Origin of the sequence: Acinetobacter sp. V2 (assembly GCF_001188385.1) — a bacterium.
In the GTDB taxonomy this organism is placed as follows: domain Bacteria; phylum Pseudomonadota; class Gammaproteobacteria; order Pseudomonadales; family Moraxellaceae; genus Acinetobacter; species Acinetobacter oleivorans.
On record NZ_JZFB01000001.1, the window covers coordinates 308364 to 315818 of the forward strand.

Annotated in this window: 6 protein-coding genes; 4 read left to right on the forward strand and 2 right to left on the reverse strand. The window is 38.6% G+C overall.

What is annotated here, in order from left to right:
* Positions 1 to 32 precede the first annotated feature (32 nt).
* Positions 33 to 1040, reverse strand: a complete 1008-nt coding sequence (cydB, locus tag UC75_RS01415) for a cytochrome d ubiquinol oxidase subunit II (protein ID WP_004702253.1) — start codon at positions 1038 to 1040, stop codon at positions 33 to 35.
* Complete coding sequence (locus UC75_RS01420; RefSeq protein WP_049836451.1) at positions 1033 to 2478, reverse strand: cytochrome ubiquinol oxidase subunit I; 1446 nt, start codon at positions 2476 to 2478, stop codon at positions 1033 to 1035. Before UC75_RS01420 ends, cydB begins: the two co-directional genes overlap by 8 nt.
* Before the next feature lie 643 nt (positions 2479 to 3121).
* Here UC75_RS01420 and UC75_RS01425 point away from each other — a divergent pair.
* The 4 genes from UC75_RS01425 to UC75_RS19655 all read left to right on the forward strand — a co-directional run.
* Entirely contained in the window at positions 3122 to 3940 is an 819-nt protein-coding gene (locus UC75_RS01425; RefSeq protein ID WP_049836452.1) for a hypothetical protein, read from the forward strand.
* 134 nt (positions 3941 to 4074) lie between these two features.
* Complete coding sequence (locus UC75_RS01430; protein WP_049836453.1) at positions 4075 to 5370, forward strand: acyl-CoA dehydrogenase family protein; 1296 nt, start codon at positions 4075 to 4077, stop codon at positions 5368 to 5370.
* 177 nt (positions 5371 to 5547) lie between these two features.
* The gene (locus UC75_RS01435) at positions 5548 to 6939 is read left to right on the forward strand and encodes an LLM class flavin-dependent oxidoreductase (protein ID WP_049836454.1); all 1392 of its coding nucleotides are present in this window, start codon (positions 5548 to 5550) and stop codon (positions 6937 to 6939) included.
* A 194-nt stretch (positions 6940 to 7133) separates the two neighbouring features.
* A partial coding sequence (locus UC75_RS19655; RefSeq protein ID WP_228137006.1) for an MFS transporter occupies positions 7134 to 7455 on the forward strand: 322 nt, incomplete at its 3' end.

Consider the following 7455-nt stretch of genomic DNA (forward strand, 5'->3'; position numbering starts at 1 on the left):
AACGGATGACTTTTTCATAAAACCCTCCATACTTAATGATAGCCTTCATCACCTACACGGACTTTGTCTCTAAATACCCAGTAAGACACAATGGTGTAAGCAATAATGATTGGAATCAAAATAAGTGCACCGACCAAAGCAAACATTTGGCTTGAATGTGGTGCTGCGGCCTGCCAGATGGTGACTGATGGCGGAATAATATATGGCCATAAACTAATCACGAATCCAGTAAATGCAAGGAAAACGAGGGCCAATGTATATGCAAATGGTTTGAGGTCGTGATCTTGCTTTTTACACGCTGATAAAATCAGGCCAACAAACAACAAGACCAAAATAGGCACAGGACTAAAATAGAACAGATTTGGTAAAGAGAACCAGCGATCTGCAATTTCAGGATGAGTCAACGGCGTATATAAACTCACACCACCAAAAATAATGAGCAATGCAATAATCAGCTTTGGCATAAGCTCATACATACGTTGCTGTAAGCCTTTTTCAGTTTTTAAGATAAGCCAGCCACAGCCTAAAGTGGCATACATAGCCACTACGCCAATACCTGTAAAGATCGTAAATGGAGATAACCAGTCAAATGGACCACCAGCATAAATACCATTTTCGGTTTTAATCCCTTGGATATAGGCACCTAAAATAATCCCTTGGAGAAAGCTGGTTAAAATTGAACCCCAAATAAAAGCCAAGTCCCAAAGGTGTTTGGTGCGATGAGCTTTAAAACGGAATTCAAAAGCAACGCCACGGAAAATCAGGGCAATCACCATGAAAATGATCGGTAAATATAGTGCTGATAAAACTGTTGAATAGACCAGTGGGAAGGCAGCATATAGACCAGCGCCACCGAGTACCATCCACGTTTCATTACCATCCCAGACAGGGGCGACGGTATTCATCATCACGTCACGTTCTTGGCTGTTCTTAATGAAGGGGAACATAATCCCGATTCCTAAGTCGAAACCATCCATGACCACATAAATCATGACACCTAAACCGATAATACCGACCCATATTAAAGAAAGATCAATCATGACGGTTCTCCCCAGAGTTTTGTTTGCTGTCAATATTTTCATCGACCGCACTAAGTGGACGCATTGGTGTTTTAAAGTGTCCTACGCCACCAGTTTCAACATTTGGTGAATCAATGAATGATGGACCTTTATTAATCAGTTTTAAGGTGTAGTAGATACCGCTACCAAAAACGATGGTATAGACCACCACAAAAATAAACAGGCTCAGTCCGACCTGATCTGCTGAAACCGTATGTGAAAGTCCATCTTTAGTTCGCATAATGCCGTACACCACCCATGGCTGACGGCCAACCTCAGTAGTTACCCAACCTGCAAGCATTGCAACATAACCAGCTGGTCCCATCACCAAGGCAAATTTATGGAACCACGAAGTTTCATAGAGTTTTCCACGCTTACGTAACCAAAGTGCAATTAAAGAAAGAGTGACCATGAGTACACCAAGACCCACCATCACACGGAAGCTCCAGAAAACAATCGTTGAATTTGGACGATCTTCAGGTGCGAAATCTTTTAAGCCTGTCACTTGGCCATCTAAGCTATGCGTTAAAATTAAGCTACCCAAATAAGGAACACCCACTTCGAAGTGGTTACGTTCTTCTTTCATATCTGGAATTGCAAATAGCAATAATGGCATAGGTTCATTGTGATTGGTTTCCCAGTGACCTTCCATTGCTGCAAGTTTGGCTGGTTGATGTTCACGGGTGTTTAAACCATGGTTATCGCCAATTACTACTTGTAAACATGAAGTCACAAGCACCATCCAGAGACCCATCGAGAACGATTTTTTCACCAATTCATCACGACGGCCTTTTACTAAATGCCATGCAGATGTCCCGACGACCAATAATGATGAAACTAAGAAGGCGGCTGCACCCATGTGGGCAAAGCGGTAAGGGAAGGATGGGTTAAAGACAATTGCAAACCAGTCTTTTGGCACAATAATGCCATTTTCGATGGCAAAGCCTTGAGGTGTCTGCATCCAGCTATTAGAAGATAGAATCCAGAACATGGAAATACATGTTCCGATGGCCACCATAAGTGTTGCGAAGAAATGGGCTCGAGGACCGACACGTCCCCAACCAAATAACATAATGCCTAAGAAACCTGCTTCTAAGAAGAAGGCACTCAAGACTTCATAGGTAAGTAAAGGGCCAGTAATACTTCCGGCGACGCGTGAAAATTCACTCCAGTTAGTACCGAACTGGTAACTCATGACCACGCCCGAGACCACACCCATACCAAAGGCAACGGCAAAGATCTTAATCCAGTACTTAAATAGATCTTTATAAATCGGGTTTTGGGTTCTTAACCATTTCCACTCTAGCACTGCTAAAAAGCAGGCAAGACCAATGGAAGTGGCCGGAAAAATAATATGGAAGGATACTGTAAAAGCAAATTGTATTCGCGCTAATTCTAGAGCGGTTAGACCGAGGCTCATAAACTTTCCCCCTGTGAACTAGCTGATGATGGTTAAATGAGTTAAATACTTATTTTCAGGCAACAAAGTATTTTGACGATTAAACTTGCTTCTGTGATAAATGTTCTTAGCAAGTAAAATGCCAACAGGGTTGAGCAATATAATTGCTTGATATTTCAAGAGAATAGACTGATTGATTGTTCTCAGTCTGTTAACAAAGTTTATGCTTGATGTTGCATTTGTAAAAATGCATGTTGCATTGAAACATTGATGAAATATCTGGCGATATGCAATAGATCGTCTCATGAAAACTACCTACCTTAAGAAGTTTCCTTAATCATGCACTTACTATTTTTGTATATGTAGATACAGAAATTTTTTATAAAACTATAACAGTCTGAAGCACTCATGAGGTGTGCTATAGTTTTTTTTCAAATATCTGTAGCTATGTATCCATTCTTCAAAAGTCCAAAATAAATGAACAAGATTTACGAATGGCCAAAATCACTTTCCAAAACAGAGTAAATGCGACTTTGGGTAATAAGCGCAGAATATTTTCTTCTCTTTTATTCCTTTGTTGTTTTGCGTGAGGTCTGGTTGTTACGTAGGTTATTAAAGACCTGATTTAAGTGTAGCTCTTCTAAAATAGCTTGGATGTTAAAAAATGTTTATTACCTCTCAACTCAATGTCCTGCATAAAATTATTAAAAATCAGCCTATTCCTGTATCTATATTGGCTCAATTAGAGCAAACCTACGTTAATTTTGAAGCTACTTTATTAAGAGCGAAAGTACTCAGAGACTTTTCTAAATCTGAAACTGTATATTTAATCCAATCTCATATTGAGGCACAGCAAAGTAATGTTGCCTATCTATTTTCACCATTTATTTTTGCTAACTTAAACAAGGCCGCTATTTATACAACGCCTGCGACAGTGCCTGTGCTTTCTATTCTTAATAAATATTACCAAGCTGAGAAGAAAGTACTCTTTAAAGTAGATGACGTTTTAGAAAGTCTAAAAATTTATATAGATTTGGAACTTGCAGAGCTTAATGAAGTTGAGTTTATTTATTTAAGCTTAATCAAGGCACTGTGCCGAAGTGATCTCTCTACCGTTTTTTTAATTACGAGTTTAGACGTAGATATCGAGCATTTAAAAGCACTGGAGCAATTTTTAAAGGTCAAAATTTATTGGATTAAAACCACAAAAGATGATGACTTAAAAAATCTAAATGGCTTAGAAATGCGGAAATTATTATTCAAAAATAAAGATGAAACTTATGTAAAACTATGCGCGAAATTCGCTCAAATGAACGCAGCGCTGGTTGGTTTATGCGACACCTTTACTGCTGGGCAAATGACACATTTAATTGATGATATGTTCTATTCAGAGCATATTTTCGAAAAGTTATCTGTCTATTCAGAATATATACAAACACTTCTGCAAAGCCAGCAGAGCATTAGACAAAAAGAGTTATCTTAGGGCTTGATAGATGAGCTTTTTATCTTTGTGTTTAGGTTCTTATATAAAGAATGAATACAGTTATAAAAAAATAATCGTTTTCATGTGAAATAAATATTTTATGGTAAAAGCAAAGCAATATTGGTTTTACTTACATGACAAATTTAAATTTTGAGCATCATCTCGGTTCACTAACACATGCAGCACTCAGTCAGGCTTCAATCATTTCTCGCGTGTGGGGTGAAGGGCCTTCAGAACGTTATGATGAATTGGCAAAAAATTTCAGACCAACTTTTGCCCGTATTAAAGAAGGGGCTTTAATCCGTGAGCAGCAGCATATTTTGCCCTATGAACAACTTCAGTGGCTCAAAGATGTTGGTTTTACACGGCTAAGACTTCCCAAAGCTCATGGTGGCTTTGATGCAACCATTCCTGAATTATTTGCATTACTCGTTGAACTTGCAGAAGCCGATTCAAACTTACCGCAAGCTTTGCGTGTGCATTTTGGTTTCACTGAAGATGTGTTGGTAAGTAAAGACAAAGCTTTTCAACAGCGTTGGCTTAGCCGAATTGCAAATGGGGAAACAGTAGGTAGTGCATGGTCTGAAGGCGGGAAAGAGTCAATTGATCAGTTCGAAACACATTTATATCGAGACAGCGAAGGAAAAATTCGCGTTAAAGGTAAAAAATATTACACCACTGGAAGTCTATATGCCGATTGGGTGGACGTTGGTGTAACAGATTTAAAGGGTGAATCTGGCTCAGTCGTTGTTCGCCGTGAAGATGAAGGTGTCGAAATTGTTGATGACTGGAATGGCTTTGGTCAGCAACTTACCGCGAGTGGTACAGCATATTTCCATGACGTATTGGTCGATGAAACTGAAATTTTACCTGATGATGACCGTTTTAAATATTCAGCGGCTTACTATCAACTGGTTCAACTGGCAATCATTACAGGTCTAGGACGTGCTGCAACCTATGATGTTTCTCAAGCTGTTGCTAAACGTACCCGAAACTACACGCATGCGAATGCCCAATTTGTAAAACAGGATCCACAAATTTTACAAGTCGTAGGACAAATTCGTGGCGCGGCTTACAGTGCAGGGGCGATTGTTGAAAAAGTCGCACAAAGCTTACAACGTGCTTATTTGGCTGCATTTCAAAATAATGAGCAGCTTGAAGAAGAGCAAAATGCACTTGCCGAGCTTGAAAGTGCACAGTCTCAAACGGTCATTACCGATCTAATTTTAAATGCTTCTACGATTTTATTTGATGCTTTAGGTGCTTCTGCAACAGACAAAGATTTAGGCCTAGATCGATACTGGCGTAATGTACGAACTTTATCTTCACATAACCCGAGAGTATTTAAAAATCGAATTATCGGTGATTTTAGTGTAAACGGCACATTACCTCCGTATCAATGGAGAATAGGGAATGTTGCTAAACAATAAATTATATTTTTAGATATTAAGCTGCTATTTTTAGTGGCTTAATATTATTTTGATTGTTTAAATTAAATTATAAAAATCTATTAGAATAAAATCATATTTTGTTTGGGGTTTATATTATAAAGAAAACGTAAAAATTGCTTTAGTATAAAAATTAAATAAAATGCTGGCTGATATTTTATGACTAAGAAAATTAGTTTTAATGCTTTTGAAATGAATTGTATTGCCCACCAATCTCCTGGATTATGGCGACATCCTCAAGATCGATCTGTTGAATATAAAGATTTAGAATATTGGACAGATTTAGCACAAATTCTTGAGCGTGGTTTTTTTGACGGTATTTTTATTGCAGATGTGCTTGGTATTTATGACGTTTATCATCAAAGTGCTGAACATGCCTTAACAGGCGCGGTACAAGTTCCGGTCAATGATCCACTACAGATTGTGCCAGCGATGGCAGCAGTCACAAAGCATTTGGGCTTTGGTGTCACGACCTCTATTTCCTTTGAACACCCTTATCCTTTTGCTAGACGTATTAGCACGTTAGACCATTTAACCAAAGGGCGAGTTGGATGGAATATCGTGACGTCTTATTTGGAAAGTGGTTCGAAAAATTTGGGCCTAAAAACTCAGGTTAATCATGACAATCGTTATGATATTGCTGATGAATACTTAGAAGTCCTTTACAAACTTTGGGAAGGTTCTTGGGAAGAAGGTTCGGTACTTCGTGATCGTGAAAGCGGTATTTTTGCTGACCATAAAAAAGTGCATTCAATTCAGCACGAAGGTAAATATTTTACAGTACCGGGCATCCATATTTGTGAGCCATCACCGCAGCGAACACCAGTACTTTACCAAGCAGGCGCATCTTCACGTGGGCAGAAGTTTGCTAGTCAAAATGCCGAGTGCGTATTCATAGCAGCACCTTCTAAAATTGCTACTAAAAAAGTGGTACAAGGTATTCGCCAGAAATTGGCTCAAGAAGGCCGCGATCCGTACTCTGTTAAAATTTATGCGCTTTTGTCGATTGTCACTGATGAAACCGATGCAAAAGCACAGGCTAAGTTTAAAGAATATCAAAGCTATGGAAGCTACGATGGCGCTTTAACATTGCTATCTGGCTGGTCGGGTGTGGACTTCTCACAATACCAGCCAACGGATAAAGTTGAATATATTCAAACCAACGCAATTCAATCTTTATTAGATTCTTATGTAAATGCAGATCCAGAGCGTGTTTGGACCATTGAAGAAATTGCAAATTGGAACAGCTTAGGCGGTAATGGGCCAGTATTGGTGGGTTCGGCAGAAACAGTTTCAGATGCTTTACAACAATGGGTTGAAGATACCGATATTGATGGTTTCAACCTTGCCTATATTTTGGCGCATCAAACCTTTGCCGATGTAGTTGAGTTTATTGTGCCAGAGTTGCAAAAACGTGGGGTATATCAAACCTCTTATGCAGAAGGAACATTAAGAGAAAAATTATTTGGTGCTGGGCCATATTTGCCTGAAAATCACCGCGGTGCAAAATATCGTAATCTAAAGGAATTAAGACTTGCTGAGGCGAGTTAATATTTTGGAAAACCTTTAAATAAATAGCTGGTTAAATACCAGCTTTTATTTTGTCTTTTTATATCGGTTTTACTGCTGAGTAAATAATGAAAAGATAATTCTATAATTTAGATTAAAACATCAGATTAATTTGTTTTTGTATTATGTGAATAATCATTATTTTGTTCCTGTTATTAAAGTTTAGGAATTATTAAGTGAGCACACAAGAACTCGATCATAACCATCGTTATGAAATTAAATCTCCCGATGATGTTTCACAATTAATTTCAAAATTTGCAGGGAAGGGTAAATCGAATAAAGTTATTTGGTTGGCACTAATTGGGGTGTTTATTGATGCCTATGATTTAACAACGCTGTCCTTTGGTATTGAGCAAGTTATCTCAGAGTTTTCTTTAAGTCCTGTCATGACTGGTGTGGTGGCTTCAGCAATTGTCTGCGGAACTATTGTTGGTAACCTGATTGGTGGTTGGCTGACAGATAAAATTGGCCGTTATCGAGTCTTTATGGCGGACATGG